16 protein-coding genes are annotated in these 18,940 nt (G+C 71.4%); 9 read left to right on the forward strand and 7 right to left on the reverse strand.

Going from position 1 to position 18,940, the window contains the following annotated elements; translation table 11 throughout:
- Positions 1–3: 3 nt before the first annotated feature.
- From LJ657_RS44580 to LJ657_RS44590, 3 genes are read right to left on the reverse strand one after another with little or no spacing between them, the layout of a single operon-like run.
- A complete protein-coding gene (locus LJ657_RS44580; protein WP_232655442.1) occupies positions 4–780 on the reverse strand; it encodes an enoyl-CoA hydratase/isomerase family protein in 777 nt (258 codons plus the stop codon).
- The gene (locus LJ657_RS44585; protein ID WP_232655443.1) at positions 777–1,193 is read right to left on the reverse strand and encodes a Zn-ribbon domain-containing OB-fold protein; all 417 of its coding nucleotides are present in this window, start codon (positions 1,191–1,193) and stop codon (positions 777–779) included. Before LJ657_RS44585 ends, LJ657_RS44580 begins: the two co-directional genes overlap by 4 nt.
- 2 nt (positions 1,194–1,195) lie before the next feature.
- Positions 1,196–2,344, reverse strand: coding sequence for a lipid-transfer protein (locus LJ657_RS44590; protein ID WP_232655444.1), 1,149 nt, complete (start codon positions 2,342–2,344; stop codon positions 1,196–1,198).
- Between the two features lie 132 nt (positions 2,345–2,476).
- Here LJ657_RS44590 and LJ657_RS44595 point away from each other — a divergent pair, with 132 nt between their 5' ends.
- Positions 2,477–4,036, forward strand: a complete 1,560-nt coding sequence (locus tag LJ657_RS44595; RefSeq protein ID WP_232655486.1) for a FadD3 family acyl-CoA ligase — start codon at positions 2,477–2,479, stop codon at positions 4,034–4,036.
- A 177-nt stretch (positions 4,037–4,213) separates the two neighbouring features.
- On the opposite strand, the gene LJ657_RS44600 is transcribed toward LJ657_RS44595, so the two are convergent.
- Together LJ657_RS44600 and afsR are read right to left on the reverse strand one after the other, a co-directional pair.
- Entirely contained in the window at positions 4,214–4,375 is a 162-nt protein-coding gene (locus tag LJ657_RS44600; RefSeq protein ID WP_232655445.1) for a hypothetical protein, read from the reverse strand.
- 203 nt (positions 4,376–4,578) lie between these two features.
- Positions 4,579–7,551: an SARP-family global regulator AfsR gene (afsR, locus tag LJ657_RS44605; RefSeq protein ID WP_232655446.1), complete on the reverse strand. Its 2,973-nt coding sequence runs from the start codon at positions 7,549–7,551 to the stop codon at positions 4,579–4,581.
- Between the two features lie 231 nt (positions 7,552–7,782).
- Here afsR and LJ657_RS44610 point away from each other — a divergent pair, with 231 nt between their 5' ends.
- From LJ657_RS44610 to LJ657_RS44635, 6 genes are all read left to right on the forward strand, one after another.
- Positions 7,783–9,015, forward strand: a complete 1,233-nt coding sequence (locus LJ657_RS44610; RefSeq protein ID WP_232655447.1) for an amidohydrolase family protein — start codon at positions 7,783–7,785, stop codon at positions 9,013–9,015.
- A gap of 17 nt (positions 9,016–9,032) precedes the next feature.
- Positions 9,033–9,935, forward strand: coding sequence for an LLM class F420-dependent oxidoreductase (locus LJ657_RS44615; RefSeq protein WP_232655487.1), 903 nt, complete (start codon positions 9,033–9,035; stop codon positions 9,933–9,935).
- An 11-nt stretch (positions 9,936–9,946) separates the two neighbouring features.
- Positions 9,947–10,717 carry an SDR family NAD(P)-dependent oxidoreductase gene (locus LJ657_RS44620; protein WP_232655448.1) on the forward strand — a complete coding sequence of 257 codons (771 nt, stop codon included), beginning with the start codon at positions 9,947–9,949 and terminating at the stop codon, positions 10,715–10,717.
- 115 nt (positions 10,718–10,832) lie between these two features.
- Positions 10,833–11,951, forward strand: coding sequence for an LLM class flavin-dependent oxidoreductase (locus LJ657_RS44625; RefSeq protein WP_269787654.1), 1,119 nt, complete (start codon positions 10,833–10,835; stop codon positions 11,949–11,951).
- A gap of 120 nt (positions 11,952–12,071) precedes the next feature.
- A complete protein-coding gene (locus LJ657_RS44630; protein ID WP_232655450.1) occupies positions 12,072–13,802 on the forward strand; it encodes an N-acyl-D-amino-acid deacylase family protein in 1,731 nt (576 codons plus the stop codon).
- Positions 13,799–15,262, forward strand: coding sequence for an aldehyde dehydrogenase family protein (locus tag LJ657_RS44635; protein ID WP_232655451.1), 1,464 nt, complete (start codon positions 13,799–13,801; stop codon positions 15,260–15,262). Before LJ657_RS44630 ends, LJ657_RS44635 begins: the two co-directional genes overlap by 4 nt.
- 39 nt (positions 15,263–15,301) lie before the next feature.
- On the opposite strand, the gene LJ657_RS44640 is transcribed toward LJ657_RS44635, so the two are convergent.
- Positions 15,302–15,700, reverse strand: a complete 399-nt coding sequence (locus tag LJ657_RS44640) for a nitroreductase/quinone reductase family protein (RefSeq protein WP_232655452.1) — start codon at positions 15,698–15,700, stop codon at positions 15,302–15,304.
- Between the two features lie 204 nt (positions 15,701–15,904).
- On the opposite strand from LJ657_RS44640, the gene LJ657_RS44645 reads away from it, so the two are divergent.
- Entirely contained in the window at positions 15,905–16,486 is a 582-nt protein-coding gene (locus tag LJ657_RS44645) for a TetR/AcrR family transcriptional regulator (RefSeq protein ID WP_232655453.1), read from the forward strand.
- A gap of 41 nt (positions 16,487–16,527) precedes the next feature.
- Here the strand turns inward: LJ657_RS44645 and LJ657_RS44650 are convergent, their stop codons facing one another.
- Positions 16,528–18,003, reverse strand: a complete 1,476-nt coding sequence (locus LJ657_RS44650) for a CehA/McbA family metallohydrolase (protein ID WP_232655454.1) — start codon at positions 18,001–18,003, stop codon at positions 16,528–16,530.
- Between the two features lie 84 nt (positions 18,004–18,087).
- Between LJ657_RS44650 and LJ657_RS44655 the strand changes: the two genes are divergently transcribed.
- Entirely contained in the window at positions 18,088–18,933 is an 846-nt protein-coding gene (locus LJ657_RS44655) for an LLM class F420-dependent oxidoreductase (protein WP_232655455.1), read from the forward strand.
- The last annotated feature ends 7 nt before the right edge of the window (positions 18,934–18,940 follow it).

Raw genomic sequence — 18,940 nt, forward strand, 5'->3', positions numbered from 1 at the left:
GTCCTAGCGCGTCCGGAACCCTCCGCGCCGCCCGGCGAACAGCTCCGCCTGCCGCTCCTCCGGCAGGTTCCCGAGCGCGACCAGGTGGGCCGCCTGCGCGAACCCCTGGGCGACGGCGCTCTCCCGCGCCGCCCACAGGGCCCGCACGGTCCCCTGGACGCCCTCCGCCGGATACCCGGCGATCACCGTGGCGCACTCCGTCGCCGCCGCCAACGCCCCGCCGGCCTCGGTGAGTTCGGAGACGAGCCCGATGTCGAAGGCCCGCCCCGCGGACATCCGCTCCGCCGTCCCCATCAGCATCATCCGCGCGACCTCGCCGTACGGCATGCGCTGCGCCATGAGCACGGACTCGTAGGCGCTGACCATGCCGTACGTGGTGTGCGGGTCGAAGAAGGCGGCGGTGGTGTCGGCGACGACGAAGTCCGCCTCCCCGAGGAGGTAGAAGGCGCCCCCGCAGGCCATTCCCCGTACGGCGGCGACGACCGGCTTCCACAGGTCGTTCGCCTTGGGGCCGACGCGGAGGAGCGGATCGTCCGCCATGTAGGGGGAGTGGGGCTGGGGCACGACGGCGTTCCGGTCGAGGCCCGTGCAGAAGGCGCGCTCACCGGCCCCGGTGAGAACGACGGCGCGTACGGAGTCGTCGAACCGCAACTCCCGCCAGGTCTCCTGGAGTTCGTCCCGCATGGCCAGGTCGACGGCGTTGAGCCGCTCGGGCCGGTCGAGGGTCACGACCGCGACGCCGGTGTCCTTGTCGGAAGTGAGACGCACAGCGGTGGTCATGAGCGCTCCAGAACCCACTGCGGAAGCCCCTCGCCGCTGAACACCACCTGCACCTTGGCGCCGATCCGGATGCGCCCGGCCGGCACCGAGTCGAGCCGCGCACCCGCCTCGGCGACGAGGTTGCCGACGAGACGGATGCGCGGGGCGTCGGTGAGCTCGACGACGATCACGTTGTACGGGGCCTGGTCCGCGTAGTCGGGCAGGAGCGGCGGGTGGGGCACGACGTACGACCAGATACGCCCGTGACCGGCGACCTCCCGCCACTCGCTCGCGAAGGACTGGCAGTGCGGGCAGCAGGGACGGGGCGGGAAGCGGGGCTCGCCGCAGTCGCCGCAGGCCTGGACGCGGAGTTCGCCCTGGCGGGCGTGGCCCCAGAAGGGGGCTCCGTCGGAGTCGATGACGGGATCGAGCATGGTCAACTCCTCAGCAGAAGGGCGGAGGTCGGTACTCCCTCGCCGGCGGTGACGAGGCAGGTGGCGGCGTCCGGGACCTGCGCGGTGCTGGTGCCGCGGAGCTGCCGTACGCCTTCGGTGATGAGGTTGAAGCCGTGGACATAGGCCTCGCTCAGCCCTCCGCCGCTGGTGTTGAGGGGCAGCCGCCCGCCGATCTCCAGGGCCCCCTGCTCGGTGAACGCGCCGCCCTCGCCGCGCCCGCAGAAGCCGTAGCCCTCCAGGGAGAGCGGTATGAGCGCGGTGAACGCGTCGTAGATCTGGGCGACGTCGACGTCCTGGGGCGTGAAGTCGGCGTGCTTCCACAGGTGCCGGGCGGCGGTCCAGGCGGGGCCGGTGAGCGGGTCGTCGTTCCAGTAGTTGACCATGCCGTGGTGCTGGGCGGGCAGGCCCTGGGCGGCGGAGTGGACGTAGACGGGCCGTCGTCGGCAGTCGCGCGCCCGCTCCGCCGACACCACCACGCACGCCAGCGCACCGTCCGTCTCAAGGCAGTTGTCGAAGAGGCAGAGGGGTTCGCTGATCCAGCGGGAGGTCATGTACATCTCGCGGGTCAGGGGCCGCTCGTACATCACGGCGGCGGGGTTCTGGTTGGCCCTGTTCCGGCAGGCGAGGGCGACGTTGAAGAGGTGGTCGCGGGTCGCGCCGTACTCGTGCATGTAGCGGCGCGTCAGCATGGCGATCTCGTCAGCGGGGCGGAGCAGGCCGAAGGGGCGGGTCCACTGGGCGGGGGTGGGCAGTTGGACGGTGGTGTTCTTCCACGGGCGGGGGCCGCTGCCCCGCTTGCGTGAGCGCCAGGCGACGCCGACGGTGGCCTGACCGGCGGCGATGGCGGCGGCGAGATGGGCGACGGTGGCGCACGAACCGCCGCCCCCGTACCCGACCTTGCTGAAGAAGGTGAGGTCACCGAAGCCGACGGCCTTGGCCAGCTCCACCTCGTCGGTCTCCTCCATGGTGTAGGAGGAGAGCGCGTCGACCTCTCCCGGTGCGATGCCGGCGTCGTCGAGGGCGGCGAGGACGGCACGGCAGGCGAGGGTGCGCTCGTCGTCGGCGAGGTGTCTGGCGAAGGGGGTCTGCCCGATGCCGACGATCGCGGTGGTGTCCTTGATTCCGGCCATGCTGGTGCAACCTCCGCATGCTGTCCCATCAGCTGACAGGGCGTCAGGCTACAGCTAATCTGACGGGTAGTCAGCAATGAGGTCTCCCCGGCTCGAACGGAGTTGAGAGGTGGGGAAGGGTTGGGGGCTGTTGTGCGCGGTGACGTGGAGTGGGGCAGCATTCCGGGACTCGTCCGGTCGGCGGCCGAGCGGTACGCCGACACCGAGGCGGTGGTGGACGGCCGTACCAGGATCTCGTACGCCGAACTGGGCGCCCGCGTCGAACGGTCGACCGCGGCCTGCCTGGCGACGGGCATCGCGCCGGGCGACCGGGTCGCGATCTGGGCCCCGAACTCGCTCGACTGGATCGTGGCGGCACTGGGCGCGGTGTCGGCCGGGGCGGTGCTCGTGCCGATCAACACGCGCTTCAAGGGCGCGGAGGCGGCGGATGTCCTGCGCAGGAGCGGGGCGCGGCTGCTGTTCGTGACGGGGACGTTCCTGGGAACGTCGTATGTGGCGTCCCTGCGGCGGGCGGTCGACCGGGGGCCGGGGTTGCCGGGTCTCGACCAGGTGGTGGTGCTGTCGGACGACGCGCCCGAGGACTTCCGCACCTGGAAGGACTTCCTCGCGGGCGGGGAGGGGGTCGGACCGGCCGAGGTGCGGGCGCGTTCGGCGGCGGTGGACGGATCCTGGCCGTCGGACATCGTCTTCACGTCCGGTACGACGGGCCGTCCCAAGGGCGCGGTGATCACACACGCGCAGACGCTGCGGGCGTACGAGATCTGGTGTGATCTGGCGGGGCTCCGGCAGGGCGACCGCTATCTGATCGTGAACCCGTTCTTCCACACCTTCGGTTACAAGGCCGGAGTCCTGGCCTGTCTGATGCGCGGCGCGACGATGGTTCCCCAGCCGGTGTTCAACATCGACACGGCCCTGGCGAACATCGCGGCGGAGCGGGTGTCGGTGCTGCCGGGACCGCCGACCCTGCACCAGTCCCTGCTGGACCACCCGGCCCGCGACACCCATGACCTCTCGGCGCTGCGCCTGGTGGTGACCGGCGCGGCGGTGGTGCCGCTGCGGCTGGTGGAGCGGCTGCGCGGCGAACTGGGCGTGGAGACGGTCCTCACGGCGTACGGCCTCTCGGAGGCCAGCGGCATCGTGACGATGTGCCGGCGCGGCGACGACCCCACGGTGATCGCCTCGACGTCCGGCCGGGCGATCCCCGGCACCGAGGTACGGGTCGGGGCCCGGGTCGGCGAGCCCGGCGAGGTCCTGGTCCGCGGCTTCAACGTCATGCGCGGCTACTACGAGGACGAGGCGGCCACGGCGGAGGTCCTGACGGAAGACGGCTGGCTTCGGACCGGGGACGTGGGCGTCCTGGACACCGACGGGAACCTGCGGATCACCGACCGGATCAAGGACATGTTCATCGTCGGCGGCTTCAACGCCTACCCGGCGGAGATAGAGCAACTGCTGGGCCTGCACCCGGACGTGGCCGACGTCGCGGTCATCGGCGTACCGGACGCGCGGCTGGGAGAGGTCGGCAAGGCGTACGTCGTACGGCGGCCGGGGGCCACGCTGACGGCCGACGACCTGATGGCCTGGTCGCGGCGCGAGATGGCGAACTACAAGGTGCCGAGGGCGGTGGACTTCGTGGGGGAGTTGCCGCGGAACGCCAGCGGGAAGGTCGTGAAGGGGAAGCTGCGGGGGTGATGGGGGTCGAACTCCGCCAGGAAGGCGGCCCATGCCCCGGCCGGGAACGTGAACGGGGCCGTGGCGCTCAGGCCGTGGGCGGTTTGGCCGTACACGCCACGGCCGCGGTGGCTCCCCCTCCGAGCCGCCGCGGCCGATCCCCCGTCGTGACCGAGGTGGGTACCAACGGGTGTGTCCTTACGCCTCCTCGGAACCGGCGTGGTTCTCCAGGGGGTTGATGGTCTCGCCGCCGGTCGTGCCCCCGGCGTGGTTCTCCGCAGGCGTGATCGGCGCGTCTTCCTCCGAGCCGGCGTGGTTCTCCAGCGGGCTGATCTTGTGCTTCTTCGAGGCGTCGGTCATCCTCCGCACCTTCCTGTCGAACGTTCTGGATGGCGAGGCCCGCCCGGCGACTCCCCCGAGGACCGCCGGACGGGCACTGCGGCCGTTCACCCTAGTGGTGCGGCCAGGTGCCGAGCCGTCTGCCCCCCGACGCGACGGACCAGCAGTGATGAGCATGGCGGCCCGCGATAAACAAACAATCAACGTGCGCTGCGGGCCGCTGCTCAGGCGGCCTCCGCCGGACTGAGCAGCGCCCTGACCTGCTCGGCCTCGGCGGCGCCGAACTCCTCGTGGATGCCGAGCGCCTCGCTCCAGCAGGCATTGGCCCGGTCCGTCTGCCCCAGCCGGCTGAGCGCCAGTCCGAGCGTGGTCAGGACGTTGGCCAGCATCCAGTCGCCCCCGATGACCCTCAGGGCGAGAGCCGTCTCCGCGTGCTGGGCCGCCAGCGCCGGTCGGCCTCCCGCGAGATGGGCCTCGGCGATACGGAAGTTCGCCGTACCCTCCCACAGCCGCTGCCGATTCTCCCGGAACAGCCGCAGCGCCTCGTGGAGTTCTCCGAGCGCCTCGCTGTAGTGACCGGCCGCGCTCAGCGCGATGCCCAGCGCGAGCCGGCCGTTGGCCAGCCGGACCGTCATACCCAGCTGGTCGTAGATGGCGACCCCGCGCCGGGCGAGGTCGGCAGCGCTCTTCATACGTCCCAGCTTGACCTGGATGCGCGAGAGGTTGCACAGGGCGCTGGCCTCACCGGGCAGGTTCCCGTCGGCGCGGTAGTTGGCGATCGCCTCCTGGAGGTGGCGTTCCCCGTCGTCGTTGCGGCCTTCGTAGAAGGCGATGATGCCGCGGTCGTTCGGCGCCCAGCAGCATGGCGCGAGATCCCCCGCCTGCTGGGCGAGGAGCGTGGCGAGCCGGGCCTCCTCGTCGGCCTGCGCGAACCGGTCGGAGACCAGCAGGGCGTTGGTCAGCGCCGTACGGGCGCGTCCCTCGGCCCGGCCGTCGCCCGTCTCGTGGGCGAGGTCCCGCAGGGCCACCGCGGTCGTCTCGTACTGGTGGGAGTTGGCACCGGACTCCGCGAGGTCCTTGGTGACCCACAGCAGATCGACCGCGCGCCGCAGCATTCCGCTTCCGGCGCTCTGCCGTACGCAGGCCAGCAGGCAGTTGGCCTCCGAGTACAGCCAGTCGACCGCGGCCTTGGGGTCGGTGAAGGTCAGCCCGGGGTACTGGGTGGCCTCCAGATGCTTCACCAGGCGGTCGCCCGGGCGCTCGATCGAGTAGACCCCGGCCGCCGTCGCCAGATAGAAGTCCAGCAACCGCGACATCGCCGCATCCGGCTCGCTCGGCGGCCACTCGTCCCGCTCCGCGCACGCACGCGCGTAGAGCCGCACCAGGTCGTGGTAGCGGTAGCGGCCGGGCGCCGCCGACTCCAGCAGCGAAGTGTCGACCAGCGACTCCAGCAGGTCCTCCGTCTCCTCCAGGGAGAGGTCGAGGACCGCCGCGGCCGCCGCCAGCGACATGTCCGGCCCGTCCGCCAGGCCCAGCAGCCTGAATGCCCGTGCCTGGGCCGGTTCCAGCGCGCCGTAGCCCAGTTCGAAGGTGGCCTTCACCGCCAGGTCGCCGGCCTGCAGTTCGTCCAGGCGTCTGCGTTCGTCCGCGAGTTTCGCGGCCAGTACGGAGACGGTCCAGGTGCGGCGGGCCGCCAGCCGGGAGGCCGCGATACGGATGGCGAGGGGGAGGAAACCGCAGGCCGCCACCACGTCCAGGGCGGCCTCGCGCTCGCTCGCGACCCGTTCCTCGCCCACGATCTTCGTGAACAGGGACAGCGCCTCTTCGGGGGACATGACGTCCAGGTCCACCAGATGGGCCCCGGCGAGATCGACCATCCGCACCCGCGAGGTCACCAGCGCCGCGCAGCCCTCCGTGCCGGGCAGCAGCGGCCGCACCTGGGCCGCGTCCCGGGCGTTGTCGAGCAGGACCAGCACCCGGCGGCCGTCCAGCACCGAGCGGTAGAGGGCGGCCCGTTCCTCCAGGGAGTCCGGGATCGCCGAGTCCGCCGTGCCCAGGGCCCGCAGGAAGGAGCCCAGGACCGTCTCCGGCTCCGCCGCCCGTGACCCGGCGCCCTGCAGGTCGACGTACAACTGGCCGTCCGGGAAGACCGTCCGGGCCTGGTGGGCGACGTGCACGGCCAGCGTCGTCTTGCCGACGCCGCCGATGCCCGCCAGCGCCGACACCGCCATCACCCGGCCCTCGGCCGAGGACAGCACCTCGCTGAGTTCGTGGACGAAGGCCGCGCGGCCCGTGAAGTCCGGGACCGTCGCGGGCAGTTGGGCCGGGCGGACCGGGGCGGCGGCCGGCTCGGCCTGCGGGGACGTCGGCTCCGCAAGCCCCGGGTCCGCCCGCAGGATCCGCTGCTGCAGCTCCCGCAGTCCCGGCCGCGGGTCCACCCCCAGCTCGTCCGCCAGCAGGCGGCGGGTGTCGGCGTACACCGCCAGCGCCTCCGCCTGGCGGCCGCTGCGGTACAGCGCCAGCATCAGCAGTTCGCGCAGGCGCTCGCGCAGGGGGTGCGCGGCCGTCAGGGCGGTCAGTTCCGACACCGCCTCCGCATGGCAGCCCTGCTCCAGGTCCATGTCCAGGCGGGATTCGAGGAGTTGGAGCCGCCACTCCTCCAGGCGGACCCGCTGGGCCTCCGCGTACGGCCCCGGCACACCCGCCAGCGCCTCGCCGTCCCACAGCGCCAGCGCCCGGCCCAGCACGTCCCGCGCACGGCACAGGTCCCCGGAGTTGCGCGCCTTCTCCGCCTCGGCGGCCAGCTCCTGCGCCACCGCCAGATCCAGCGCGCCGTCGCCCAGGCCGCGCACCGCGTACCCGCCGGACTCGCTCACCAGGACCCCGGGGTCCAGCACCTTCCGCAGCCGGGAGGCGTACGTCCGCAGCGCCGCCAGCGCCTGCGAGGGCGGCTCCTCGCCCCACAGGGCGTCGATCAGCTCGCCCGCGGTGGCCGTGCGGCCCTCGCGCAGCAGCAGCGCGGCGAGCAGGGCACGTTGCTGCGGGGAGCCGGTGCTCAGTTGCTCCGATCCGCGTCGGGCTCGTACCGGACCGAGCACGCCGAAGCTCAGCGGGGCAGCCCGCGGCGGAGCCGCTGATGGCTGCAGCGCAGAGGAGCCGGCCCGCCTCTGTTCCGGCACTCGCGGTACACCGTCCATCGCCGTCTCCCTATACACAGTGGGCAACTACGTCAGTTTGCCTTGTTCATGGCGGACGCGTCAGCTGTGGAGAGCGCTTGCACAGAGAGACGCGCGGGATATCACAAGGCCCTCACCTGCTCTTCGCATGCCGCCTGGCACAGATCCGAACAGACCCGAGCAAGAAGAAGCCGCCAAGCACCCGCAACCGTATAGCTGACGACCCGTCAGATCAGCGCTACCGTGACCGCCATGGAGACCACGAAGGACATCCCGGACTTCCCGCTGATCATCTCCGTCGACGACCACACCGTGGAGCCCGCCGACGTCTGGCAGAGCCGCCTGCCGAAGAAGTACCTCGACACCGGCCCCCGCATAGTCCGCGCCCCGCTGAAGGAGATCTCCTTCCTCGGCGGCCGCTTCCGTCCCGTGATGGGCGCCCCCGGCGACGACGGCCCGCTCGGCGACTGGTGGCTGTACGAGGGCCTCCAGCGGCCCCTCACCCGCCTGGACACCGCCGTCGGCTACAGCAGGGACGAGATCAAACTGGAGGTCATCACCTACGAGCAGATGCGACCGGGCTCGTACGACGTCCCGCAGCGCCTCGCCGACATGGACGTCAACCACGTCCAGTCCTCCGTCTGCTTCCCGAGCTTCCCGCGCTTCTGCGGCCAGACCTTCACCGAGGCCGCAGACCACGAACTGGGCCTGCTCTGCGTCCAGGCCTACAACGACTGGATGGTGGAGGAGTGGTGCGGGCCGCAGGCCCAGGGCCGGCTCATACCCCTCACGCTCATCCCCCTCTGGGACGCCGAGCTGGCGGCGGCGGAGGTCCGGCGCAACGCCGCCCGCGGAGTCCGCGCCGTCGCCTTCTCCGAGATACCCCCGCACCTGGGCCTCCCCTCCGTCCACTCCGACGACTGGGACCCCTTCCTCGCCGCGTGTGCCGAGACCGGCACGGTCATCGCCATGCACATCGGCTCCAGCAGCCGTATGCCTTCGACGTCCAAGGACGCCCCGCCCGCCGTGGGTTCCACCATCACCTTCGCCAACTGCTGCTTCTCGATGGTGGACTGGCTGATGAGCGGCAAGTTCGAACGCTTCCCCAACCTCAGGATCATGTATGCGGAGGGCCAGATCGGCTGGATCCCGTACATCCTCGAACGCGCCGACGTCGTCTGGGAGGAGAACCGCGGCTGGGGCGGAGTCGCCGACAAGGTCCACCGCCCGCCGTCCGAACTCTTCGCCGAGCACGTCTACGGCTGCTTCTTCGACGACGCCTTCGGGCTGAGGAACCTCGACGCGATCGGCGTCGGGAACGTCCTCTACGAGACCGACTACCCCCACTCCGACTCCACCTGGCCGAAGTCGAGGCAGGTCGGCGAGGCGCAGATGGGCCACCTGGCCCCGGAGGCGGTGGAGCGGATCGTGCGCGGGAACGCCATCGAGCTGCTGGGGCTCACCCCTGAGGGACTCTGGCGGTGAGTGCCCCGACGTACGGGATGCAGCTGCCCGTCCAGTCCCAGAGCACGATCTACGCCGAGGGCTGGGAGGCCGGTGCCGGCCCCGAGGACCTGGTGGAGATCGCCCGCAGCGCCGACCGGGCCGGCTTCGGCTATCTCGCGAGCTGCGACCACGTCGCGATCCCGCGCCGGCTGGCCCCCGCCATGAGCACGGTCTGGTACGACCCCGTCGCCACCCTGGGCTTCCTGGCGGGGGTGACCGAACGGGTGCGGCTGCTCAGCCATGTCGCCGTCGTGGGGCTGCGGCACCCGCTGCTGACGGCCAAGCAGTACGCCACCCTCGACCACCTGGCGGGCGGCCGCCTGATCCTGGGCGTCGGCGCCGGGCACGTACGGGAGGAGTTCGAGGTGCTGGGCGTCGACTTCGACCGGCGCGGGGCCGTGCTCGACGAGTCGATCGACGCCCTGCGCGCCGCCCTCGGCCCGGACGAGTTCCCCGAACACCACGGCAAGCTCTACGCCTTCGAGGGGCTGGGACAGCGGCCGAGGCCGGCCCAGGAGCGCGTGCCGGTGTGGGTCGGCGGATCGTCCCCGGCCGCCGTGCGCCGGGCCGCCCTCAAGGGAGACGGCTGGCTGCCGCAGGGCGACCCGCGGGACCGGCTGCCCGCGCAGATCGAGCGGATACGGCGGCTGCGCGAAGAGGCGGGCATCGACGCACCCTTCACGATCGGCGCCATCACCGAGCCCCTGTACCTCGGTACGCCCGCCTGGGACGTCGGCCGCCGCACCCTCACCGGCCCCCCGGACGCGCTCGCCGAGTCCCTGCGCGCGTACTCCGCGATGGGCGTGCACCAGATCCAGGTGCGGTTCCGCAGCCGCGGCCGCACCGAACTCACCGACCAGATGGCGGCCTTCGGCGCCGAAGTGGCGCCCACTCTCTGAGGAGCTACGGCATGGGCAAGCTGGACGGACGCGTCGTGATCGTCACCGGGGCGGCGCGCGGACAGGGGGAGCAGGAGGCCCGCCTGTTCAGAGCGGAGGGGGCCGAGGTCGTGATCGCCGACGTCCTCGACGACCAGGGCGGCGCCCTCGCGAAGGAGCTGGGCGCGCGCTACGTCCACCTGGACGTGAGCCAGGAGGACCAGTGGCGGTCGGCGGTGAGCGCCGTGAAGAACTCGCTGGGCCGGATAGACGGTCTGGTCAACAACGCCGGCATCCTGCGCTTCAACTCCCTCCTGGACACACCCCTCGACGAGTTCATGCAGGTCGTACAGGTCAACCAGGTCGGCTGCTTCCTCGGCATCAAGACCGTCGCGCCGGTGATGGAGGACGGCGGCACGATCGTCAACACCGCCTCGTACACGGCCGTGACCGGCATGGCGGCCGTCGGCACGTACGCCGCCACCAAGCACGCGATCCTCGGCCTCACCCGGGTCGCCGCCCTGGAACTCGCCGACCGGCGCATCCGCGTCAACGCGATGTGCCCCGGTGCCATCGACACCGCCATGTCCAACCCGGCCCAGCTGGACCCGGCGGCGGACGCGGAGGAGACGGGCCGGGCCCTGGACGAGCTGTACCGCAAGCTCGTGCCCCTCGGCCGGATCGGGAGGCCGCAGGAGGTGGCGCGGCTCGCGCTGTTCCTGACCTCCGACGACTCCTCGTACATCACCGGGCAGCCGTTCGTGATCGACGGGGGCTGGCTGGCGGGGGTCAGCGTCTTCTGAACCCAGAGGGCATCTGACTGCCCATCAGCTATTGACCCTCCATGAGGGTGGTGCAACAGTCATCCGAAACTGACGGTGCGTCAGAAACATTCAGAACCGGGGACGGTGAACCTCCTTGGAATTCGGGCTCTTTGTACAGGGATACGTGGGCAAGCGCGCCGAGACCGACCCGCTCGCCGAGCACAAGGCACTGATGGAGGAGACCGAGTACGTCATCCAGGCGGACCAGTCGGGCTTCAAGTACGCCTGGGCCTCCGAGCACCACTTCCTGGAGGAGTACTCGCACCTCTCCGCGAACGACGTGTTCCTGGGATACCTGGCGCACGCGACGGAACGGATCCATCTGGGGTCCGGCATCTTCAACCCGCTGGCCCAGGTCAACCACCCGGTGAAGGTCGCCGAGAAGGTCGCCATGCTCGACCATCTCACCGGAAACCGCTTCGAGTTCGGCAGCGGGCGGGGCGCCGGTTCGCACGAGATCCTCGGGTTCATACCGGGTGTGACCGACATGAACTACACCAAGGAGATCTGGGAGGAGACGATCGCCGAGTTCCCGAAGATGTGGCTCCAGGACGAGTACGTCGGCTTCCAGGGCAAGCACTGGCAGCTGCCGCCGAGGAAGGTGCTCCCGAAGCCGTACGGGAAGTCGCACCCCGCGATGTGGTACGCCGCCGGTTCGCCGCCCTCGTACGCCATGGCCGCCCGCAAGGGGCTCGGGGTGCTCGGGTTCAGCATCCAGAAGGTGTCCGACATGGAGTGGGTGCTGGAGCAGTACAAGACGGCGGTGGTGAACGCCGAGCCGGTCGGGGACTTCGTCAACGACAACGTGATGGTGACGACGACGGCCATCTGTGCGCCGACGCACGCGGAGGCGATCGACATCGCCGTGCACGGCGGCCTGCACTATCTGCCCTCGCTGGTCTTCCGGTACCACGACACCTTCCCGCGGCCCGAGGGCTTCCCGGTGTGGCCCGAGACACTGCCGGAGTACACCCCGGAGTTCGTGGAGCTGTTGATCGAGGAGGAGTTGCTGATCTGCGGTGATCCGGACGAGGTGCTCACGCAGTGCAAGCGGTGGGAGCAGGCGGGGGCGGATCAGCTGAGCTTCGGGCTGCCGGTGGGGGTGCCGAAGGAGGAGACGTTGCAGACGATCCGGCTGATCGGGGAGCACGTGATTCCGAAGATCGACACCGATCCCGTGCACCGGACTTCGCGGTTCCGGGCTGCCACGTAATCGCCCTTGGCGGGTGCGGGGTCGTGTGTGGCTGGTCGCGCCCACGCGGCGGAGCCGCACATCGATACAGCCCCGCGCCCCTGGGCAGGGAGATCTTTCCGCAGTTGAAAAGGGAGCCCCATGCTTGACCACCTCATCAAGGGTGCGACCGTTGTCGACGGGACCGGTGCACCTGCCTTCACCGCCGACGTCGGGATCCGCGACGGGCGTATCGCCGGCATCGGCATCGTCACCGAAGAAGCCCGGACCAGCGAGGACGCCTCCGGGTTGGTTCTCGCCCCGGGGTTCGTCGACCCGCATACGCACTACGACGCCCAGTTGTTCTGGGATCCGTATGCCACGCCGTCCTTGAACCACGGGGTGACCACCGTCGCCGCCGGAAACTGTGGCTTCACGCTTGCGCCCCTCAACCCCGCGCGGCCCGGTGACGCGGACTACACGCGCCGCATGATGTCCAAGGTCGAGGGCATGTCGCTGGTCGCGCTGGAGGAGGGGGCGCCCTGGAGCTGGCATACCTTCGGCGACTACCTGGACGCCCTTGAGGGGCGTATCGCGGTCAACGCGGGGTTCATGGTCGGGCACTGTGCCCTGCGCCGGTATGTGATGGGGCCGGACGCGGTCGGCGGGCAGCCGAGTGAGGAGCAGCTGGCGGAGATCGTTCGGTTGCTGCACGCAGCCATGGACGCCGGGGCCTGGGGCTTTTCCACCACCCAGTCGTCCACGCACTCGGACGGGGACGGGAAGCCGGTGGCCTCCCGGCATGCGCGGCCCGCCGAGCTGCTGGCGCTCGCGCGCGCCGTCGGCGAGCACGAGGGCACCCAGATCGAGGCGATCGTCGCCGGCTGCCTCGACCAGTTCAGTGACGCGGAGATCGAGCTGTTCGCGGAGATGAGCGCGGTCGCGGGACGCCCCCTGAACTGGAACGTCCTCACCATCGACGCCTCCGTACCGGAACGCGTGCCCCGGCAGCTGTACGCGAGCGAACAGGCGCGGAAGGCCGGGGGCCGGGTGGTCGCGCTGACCATGCCGATCCTGACGCCGATGAACATGTCGCTGGGCACCTTCTGCGCGCTGAACCTGATACCGGGGTGGGGTCCGGTCCTCGGGCTCCCGGTCCCGGAGCGGATCGCGAAGCTGCGCGACCCGGACGTACGCGCGGAGCTGCTGGAGCGCGCCACGTCGAAGGAGGCCGGCGTCTTCCGGCGGCTCACGAACTTCGGACGGTACGTCATAGGGGACACGTACAGCGAGGCGAACCAGGGGCTGACGGGAAGGGTCGTCGAGGAGATCGCGGCGGAGCGGGGGCAGGAGCCGTTCCAGTGCCTGGTCGAGATCTGCGCGGCCGACGAGCTGCGTACGGTCCTTTGGCCCATGCCCACCGACAACGACCCCGCGTCCTGGGCGCTGCGCGCCGAGACCTGGCAGCACGAGGACGTACTGCTCGGCGGGTCCGACGCCGGCGCGCACCTGGACCGCATGTGCGGAGCCCCGTACACCACCCGTTTCCTGGGCGACTGTCTGCGGCGGCGGAAGCTGGTCGGTCTGGAGCAGGCGGTGAAGATGCTGACCGACGACCCGGCCCGGCTCTTCGGGCTGCGTGAACGGGGCCGGGTGGAGGAGGGGTTCCATGCGGATCTGGTCCTCTTCGACCCGGAGCGGATCGACGCGGGCACGGCCACCCTGGTGCACGACCTGCCGGGTGACAGTCCGCGGCTGGACGCCAGGGCGATCGGGGTACGGGCCGTGTGGGTCAACGGGGTCGAGGCGATCCGGGACGACGTGGTGAGCGGCGCCGTACCGGGGAGAGTGCTGCGGTCGGGGCGGGACACCCGGACGGTGAGCACCAGGTGACTCAAGTGGCGGACGGGCAGCGGCTGTTCGTCGGCGGCCGGTGGGTCGAGCCGGACGGCGGCCACTACGAGGTCGTCGACCCGGCGACCGAGGAGACCGTCGGGTGGGCTCCGGAGGCCTCGCGGGATCAGGTGCACGCGGCCTGTGCCGCGGCCCGCGAGGCCTTCGGGCCGTGGTCGAGGACCCCGCCCGAGGAAAGGGCGGCGGTGCTCGGCCGCGCGGCGGACATCATCGCGAGCCGGTTCGGGCCGTACGCCGAACTGGCGCAGGCGGAGACCGGTGCGACGACGGGGACGGCGCGGGCCATGCAGGTCGGCGTGGGCGTGGCCCGCTTCCGGCGGTACGCGCGCGTGGAGCCCGCCGAGTGGGCGATCCCGCCGCAGATCAACGAGGCGGGCCCGATGGGGAGAGCGGGCGTGATGGGCGCCGTGGCCGTCCGCCAGCCGGTCGGCGTCGTCACCTGCATCACCTCGTACAACAACCCGTGGGCCAACCCGGCCGGCAAGATCGCCCCCGCCCTCGCCATGGGAAACACGGTGGTGGTGAAACCGGCCCCCCAGGACCCCCTCTCCGTCTACCGGATGGCGGAGGCGCTGGAGGCGGCGGGAGTCCCGGCGGGTGTGGTGAACGTGGTCTCCGGGCGGGCGGTGGAGGTCGGTGAGGCCGCCGTCGCGTCCCCCGACGTCGACATGGTGAGCTTCACCGGGTCGACGGCGGTCGGGCAGCGGATCGGCGAGGTGTGCGGGCGGTCCATGAAGCGGCAGCTCCTGGAGCTGGGCGGGAAGGGCGCCGCGGTCGTCCTCGACGACGCGGACCTCGGCTCGGCGGTGGCGGGGATCGGCACCACGTTCTCCTTCTACAGCGGACAGATCTGCACGGCACCGACACGGGTGCTGGCGCAGCGGGGTGTGTACGACCGCGTCGTGGAGCAACTGGCGGCGTATGCGGGCAGGTTGAGGACCGGGGACCCGAGGGAGCCGGACACCGTGGTCGGCCCGGTGATCTCGGCCGCCCATCGGGACCGGGTGGAGTCGTACGTCGAACTGGGCCGCAAGGAGGGCGCGGTGGTGGTCACGGGCGGTGAACGCCCGACCTCCCTCGACCGGGGCTTCTACGTCCTTCCGACCCTCCTCGCCGACTGCACCAACGACATGCGCGTGGCCCGCGAGGAGATCTTCGGCCCGGTCGTGACCGTCATCCCCTTCGAGGAGGAGGAAGAAGGGATCGCCCTCGCCAACGACACCGACTACGGCCTCATCGACTACGTCTGGTCGGGAGACGTGGCGAGGGCCTTCCGCGTGGCACGGCAGCTGAGGGCGGGCGGGGTCGGCGTCAACACCGTGGGCCGCAACATGGAGGCGCCGTTCGGCGGGTTCAAGAAGAGCGGGGTGGGGCGGGACGTGGGGTCGTACGCGCTGCATGCGTACGGCGAGGTGCAGGCGATCGTGTGGCCGGGGTGAGCCCGGCCGGTACGCGGCGACCCGAAACCGTATCTGGCCTCAGTCCTCCAGATCGACCCGCACCGTGAGCAACCCCGCCCCGATCACCCGCACCGCCACGCTGTTCGGTGAACGCAGTGCGCGCAGGCGGGCGATCGGGTCGTCGTCGGGGAGCAGGTGCGCCGTGCCGGTGTGCCAGCGGCCCCGCAGCCGGACCCGTACCCGCGGGTCGGCCTGGATGTTGCGAACGTACTGCGAACGCTCCCCGAACTCCGAGACCAGCCAGAAGGAGTCGCCGACCCGGCGCCCGCCGAGCGGGGTGCGGCGGGGCAGGCCCGAGGTGCGGCCCGTGGTCTCCAGCAGGGTCTGGAGCGGCAGGCGGCGCATGACGGGGTTGAGGCGGCGCTGGAACGCGGTGGCGAAGCGGTACTTGGTCTCCGAGTGCGCGGGGCGGGGCATGGTGTCGGGACTCCTTGTTCGGCTGCGGCGATGGTGCCCTTCAATGTCTCCCACGCCTCCTCGACCGGAGACGGTGGGGCCCTGCCCGGGGTGACCCCTGGACGCATCGGCCGGGAGTTCGCCAACGCTGTCGGTCAACCCTCGTCGGCAGACGTGGACCCGCAGTTCTGGACTGTCAACACGCGTTGGCCTATGTTTGCCGGCATGACCGGCACCACCGAGAACCAGCAGGCCGCACGGCGTTCCGACGCCACCCGTGCCACGATCCTCGCCGCGGCCCGCGAGCGGTTCGCGGCGGACGGCTACGAGAAGGCGACCATCCGGGCCATCGCGCGCGACGCGAAGATCGACCCGTCGATGGTGATGCGCTACTACGGCAACAAGGCGGGCCTGTTCGCGGCGGCCGTCGCGATCGACCCCGGGCTGCCCGGCCTGCCCCTCGAACCGAGCGAGGAGATCGGCCGTACGCTGGTGCGCCACTTCCTCACCCTGTGGGAGGAGAACGGGGAGCTCACCGCGCTGATGCGGGTCGGCGCGACCGACCCGGCCGCCGCCGATCGCATGCAGAGCGTGCTGCGCGAGCAGTTGATCCCGCTGGCCCGCCGGGTGGGCCCCGAGCCGGAGCAGGCACCGGCGCGAGCGGCACTGTGCGCCTCGACCGTGCTGGGGCTCGCGCTGACGCGCTACGTGCTGCGGTTCCCGGCGAGCGTGGCGCTCGACCGCGAGGAGATCGTGGACTGGCTCGGCCCCACGGTCCAGCGGTATCTCACCGCACCCACGCCCTGAAGAACGCGCCGAGGGAAAGCCGAGAGAACCAGCCCGCACCGCTACGGCGCCCCGAGGAAGACCGGGTTGGTGAAGGCGGCCATCACCCCCGGCACCGGCCCCACCGCCGCTTCGTGCCGCACCTCCGCCCGCACATAGGCCGCGTACGAGGCCGTCGTATGCCACTCAGCGGTGCCGGAACCCGTCACCGGCAGTGGCTCGGTCGTGAACAGGACGCCCTGGTCGGTGACGATGCGGATCGTGCAGCGCGGGGCGCCCGAGACCTCCACGCGGACGGTGACGGGGGTGTCGGCGTCGACCTCCAGCCGCTCGCCCGGCCCCGCATGCCGGCCCTCGTCCCCGGCCGCGGTGGAGGACGCCGTGAAGGACACGGACACGTTCTTGGACTCGGCGACGTACGACCGCCCCGCCCGGATGCCCTCCTGGATCGCCTCCCGGGTGAGGCCGTCGGCGAGGACGACCGTCTGCGGCAGTCCCACCGTGTCCGGATCGCGGTGTGCGTCGCTGTTGCCCATGGCCGGGAGCCAATCACGCCCCTCCTGCCCCTCCTGCCCTTCACGCCCCTCCCGCCTTTCCCGTACGGACGTGACCAGCTGGTTGTCCCATTCCGCCAGTGTCACCTCGTCGTCCGGCGTCCACGGCCCGTTCCACACTTCGACCGCGTCCGCCTGCCCGAAGCCGAACTTCCAGCCGCAGCCGACACAGGTGGCGTGCGGGTGGGCGGGGACGACCAGGCCGCCGGTGCGGTGGATCTGGTCGGCGAAGCGGCCGAAGCGGTGGTCGCGGGCCCGGTAGCGCCAGTCGACGAAGGTGCCGGGCTCGGTGCCGAGGGCGAGGACGTGGCCGTTCCTCGTCGTCACCTCCTCACCGAGCATGATCAGCAGGTCCTCGCCCGCCTCCGACGCCCAATGCGGGTGCGAGGAGTGGGTGTTGTGGTCCGAGGAGTTGATGAAGTCCAGGCCGGCCGCCCGCGCGAGGGCGGCGATCTCGGCCGGCGTGCGTCGGCCGTCGGAGTACCAGGAGTGCAGGTGGCAGTCGCCGCGGTACCAGGCGCGGCCCCGGCCCTTCGCCCGCGTCGGCGGATACACCGGCTCCGGCGTCTCGCCCGGCGCCCCGTGCGTGAACGTGACCGTGAGCTCGTACGACAGCCCCTGCGGGGCCACCGTGTACGGGCCCAGCACGACGTTCCAGGTGCCGGGGCGGATCGGACCGGCGAGGTATCCGGGCGTCGCGTCGTCCGCCCGTACGAAGAACTCCGTACGCGCCCCGCCCGACCACCCCCGGAACCCCTCCCCGCCCAGCCCGGTCCCGCGCTCGTCGAAGAGGCCGATGTCGAGCGCGTTGCCGGGGACGCCGGGTGGGACGGAGGGGCGGTCATAGGCGTAGGAGACCTTCAACTCGCTTACGCCGGAAGGGACTTCGACGGGGAGGTACACATAGTCCGGGGAGCCCGGAGGCAGAGTGCCGCGGATCGTCGTCACACATCCAACGTAGGCCGACCGGGCATGCGATGCCATGCCCGCACGGCGCCTGTGAACGTCACAGGCATCGACCGACCGGTCGGTATCGACATATGGGGCCGCGCCCGGTACAGATGACCCATGCGAATCGCCGTGACGATCTTCCTCACCGACGAGACCATCGCCCCCGTCCGGCTCGCCCGTGAGCTGGAGCAGCGCGGGTTCGCCGGCCTGTATCTGCCCGAGCACACGCACATTCCGGTGGAGCGTGTGACGCCGTACCCGGCGGGCGGTGAGCTGCCGCCCGAGTACGGCCGCACCCTCGACCCCTTCGTCGCGCTCGGCCAGGCGGCCGCGGTCACCGAGCGGCTCGGCCTCGGCACCGGTATCACGCTGATCGCGCAGCACGACCCGATCGACCTCGCCAAGCAGATCGCGACGCTCGACCACCTCTCCGGCGGCCGCTTCACCCTCGGCCTCGGCTTCGGCTGGAACGTCGAGGAAGCCGCCGACCACGGAGTCGAGTGGCGCACCCGGCGGGAGCTGGTGCGGGACCGGATGGCGCTGATGCGTGCGCTGTGGAGTGACGAAACCGCAGCGTACGAGGGGGAGTTCGGGAGCGTGCGGGCTTCGCATGCCCACCCCAAGCCGGTGCAGAAGCCGCGCGGACCGGTGGTCGGGCCGCGCACCCTCGTCGGCGGAGCCGCCGGGCCCAAGCTCTTCGCGCACATCTGCGAGTACGCAGACGGCTGGCTGCCGATCGGCGGCCGCGGGCTGACGGAGTCACTGCCGGTGCTGCGGTCGGCCTGGGCGGCCGCGGGCCGCGACCCGTCGGCCCTCCAGGTGGTCCCGTACGCGGTCTTCCCCAGCCCCGGCAAGCTCGCGCACTACGCGGAGCTGGGCATCGAGGAGGTCGTGGTGCAGCTGCCGCCGGCGGGGGAGGCGGAGGTGCTGCGGGTGCTGGACGACTACGCTCAGTACCTGTGAACCCGGG

Origin of the sequence: Streptomyces guryensis, assembly GCF_021261325.1 — a bacterium.
GTDB classification, from domain to species: Bacteria; Actinomycetota; Actinomycetes; order Streptomycetales; family Streptomycetaceae; genus Streptomyces; species Streptomyces guryensis.